This window comes from Bacillus sp. LR_5 (genome assembly GCF_042709275.1).
This window is the reverse complement of sequence record NZ_JAVAXX010000487.1, coordinates 1-2,876: the sequence shown is the minus strand read 5'-3', so window position 1 is coordinate 2,876 and position 2,876 is coordinate 1. Positions and strand designations below refer to the sequence as shown.

Here is a 2,876-nt window from a genome sequence, read left to right as displayed (position 1 = left end):
GCCATACCTGGGCTGCTTTTCTCTTTCACGCACCTATTGATTCAGATCCCGTATCCATTCATACATTGACTGGGCTGTGTTGGTTACGGTGTCCGAAAGCGCTTTTCCGGCTTTAGAGAACACATTGAACGTTTCCACCTGTTCCAGTTCTTTTTGTTTTTCTTCTAAATCTTTCGCCGTGACTGTTTCTCCTAAGATCGAGGCTTCTTTTTCATTGTTTTTTCCGTCGGTGAGCGTAAACGCCCCCTTAAGTGAAGGGTCATGATAACCTTTCATACTGAGCATCCCGTTATTCGCCTGCTGCATGCCGAACAGAACACCTAAAAACATGATCGTGACAAGCAGCAAGCATTTGCCAAAGTATGCAATCAAATCAACCACCTATTTCTTATTGTTTTTTCGTCTCGCCGTTCTCCGCGTTGACCTTTTCAGCATCCCAGTACAATTCGCTGAATACATCCGCGGCTGCGTCAGCCGCACGCTGTAGCTCTTCGAGATTATTATCCACTCCGCCAAATTCGAGCAAAAGCGCTCTGTCAGTTAAATCCTGGTTGTAAACACCATTATCGCCTGGCGAGCCTTTTGAAAAGACACCTGTGCTGAGTCCGGGGTATTTTTTCTCCATCAGCTTATGAAGCTCGCTCGCAATTTTATAGTTTTCTTCGAAGTTTTTGCTTTTTTTGCCAACGACAAAGGCTACCCTGGCATAGCTTTTCCCCTTAATCGTTGCCGTCGTATCTTTTTTGCGCCGTGAGTCTCTGTGGATGTCAATGATATATTGCAGATTTTTGTTTGAGGCGAGCGCATCTTTGACGACCGGTCTTGATTCATCATAGGATCTGGCATAGTTTAAGCCTTTTTTGTTCAGCTTTGCCTGTATATCGGTTTTGTTCACTGTGGCTCCGATGCCTTGAGATTCAAGCGCTTTTCCGAACATATCTCCTACGAGCGTGACGTTGGCTTTAGAATGGCGCGCCATATCAGGATCGGTCTCGCCTTTTAATAGAGGAAGATATGATTCCGTATTGTGCGTGTGATAGATAAAGACAACCTTTTTATCACCAGTTGTTTGTTTCGGCGGATCTTTTTGCGCATTGTCTGATTGTGTTTGCTGTTTTTCAATCTCTGCCAAATTCGCTTCTCTTTCTTCCTCCATTACCTTAGACGGCGGCGGGGATTCCGCCGGCATATTCGTATAGTCCGTGCCTTGTCCAGCTAACAGAATCTCAGTATCAAATTGCGCAAACCCCGGCAGCTCCCGGCCGAGAAAGCTCCGCGGATCTTCGAGGTTAATACTTGTCGCCAGCTTCAAAGAAAGGCGCGAAAGATGAAATGAGCTATCGGTTTGAGATAGATCAGAAGCGAAATAATGGTTTTCCATCCGCAGCAAGTGTGCAAACACGTCACCCGGCAATTCTTCAGCAATTCCGTAAAAAGAGTCAGACGACGGCCTGAGTTCCGGCCGGAGAGACGTCAGCACACCGGATAGAACAAAAATCACGATAAGGCTTACGATAAATAGAAAGATGGCTTTTACCGCTTTCCCGCCATTTACCGCAACAACAATTTGTCTGTTTCTGCGTTTATTTCTCATTGAATCCCTCCAGCGCTTGTCTAGTAATTACTCTATGAACAAGCTAGAGGAAGTAGAACTGTTTAGTGATTGTAGGAGCCTTTGTTTTCTTGTGACACTTTTTCGTGAAGCGCTGTGTTTAACCCATTCGCCAGCACATTTGCCATATCGTCGATAAAAGAATCAACTTCCTTCGGCGTAACCATTAAGTTGTGGCCTAAAGGCGAAAGCACCTCGTGAATGAGCTGTCGTTTTTCATCTTCTTGAAGGGTTCCGACAATGCCGAGGAACGATTGACGCTGCTTTTGATCAGGAAGATCTTCTTCAGTGAGCACTTTCTTTTTCCCAAACGTCATGCCAGCCGGAACAAGCGATCTTGACGGCCTGTTATCCTTCATTTCTCTGCCAAAATGTTTTAATATGTAGTCCACCGTATCGCTGGCAATCGTCACGGCATCAACGACCGTCGGAACTCCGATTGCAATCACCGGTACGCCAAGCGTGTCTTTGCTTAAATCTTTTCGTTTATTCCCCACCCCTGATCCCGGGTGAATGCCTGTATCCGATATTTGAATGGTAGTGTTGACCCTTTCCACCGCCCGCGCCGCCAATGCATCAATGGCAATGACAAAATCAGGCTTCGATTGCTCAATCACACCTTTAATAATGTCGCTCGTTTCGATTCCCGTAATCCCCATCACACCAGGTGCAAACGCACTGACGGGCCTGTAGCCCTCCTGCACATTTTCCGGCTGAAGCTTAAACAAGTGCCTTGTGACCAATAGATTTTCTACAGCCATCGGTCCCAGCGCGTCAGGTGTTACGTTCCAGTTGCCGAGCCCGACGATCAAACAGCTCGCATCTTTTGAGATATTAAGGCTTTCAAGAAAAGCCGAGAATTCCTCCGCAAAGACAGCAGAGACCTTTTCCTGCATTTCCGAATCATTCTCTCTGATTCCTTGTGCCTCAAGCGTTAAATAGCGCCCTTCTTTTTTTCCCGAGAGCTCCGCGCCTTCCTTTGTAATATCAACAGTGCGGATTTTAATGCCGCCGCGATCGCGTTCTTTTTCAATAAAACCTTTAATTTCTTTTGTCGGCACAGCCTGCTGATTGGCCATCGCTTCCTTCGTTTCAACTGCTAAATCGGTACGTATCAAATACTGATTAACATCTAGCTCACTCTTTTTCATCAGGGGGCCTCCTTCACATTAAGTACCTATATTGTTGCCATTTGCTGAATGAATCATGCTAAAAAGAGACCCTTCAATGAAAAATACTTTACATTTATATTGCAATCTAAAGA

3 protein-coding genes are annotated in these 2,876 nt (G+C 45.7%); all 3 read right to left on the bottom strand.

Going from position 1 to position 2,876, the window contains the following annotated elements; translation table 11 throughout:
• Positions 1-33: 33 nt before the first annotated feature.
• A complete protein-coding gene (locus RAC86_RS37460; RefSeq protein ID WP_061186856.1) occupies positions 34-372 on the bottom strand; it encodes a YqxA family protein in 339 nt (112 codons plus the stop codon).
• Between the two features lie 16 nt (positions 373-388).
• On the bottom strand, positions 389-1,594 hold the full coding sequence (gene spoIIP, locus RAC86_RS37455) for a spore autolysin SpoIIP (protein ID WP_377886831.1): 1,206 nt from the start codon (positions 1,592-1,594) through the stop codon (positions 389-391).
• Positions 1,595-1,656: 62 nt separating this feature from the next.
• Positions 1,657-2,763 (bottom strand): GPR endopeptidase, encoded by a 1,107-nt coding sequence (gene gpr, locus RAC86_RS37450; RefSeq protein ID WP_041905682.1) that lies wholly within the window; start codon positions 2,761-2,763, stop codon positions 1,657-1,659.
• Positions 2,764-2,876: the final 113 nt, after the last annotated feature.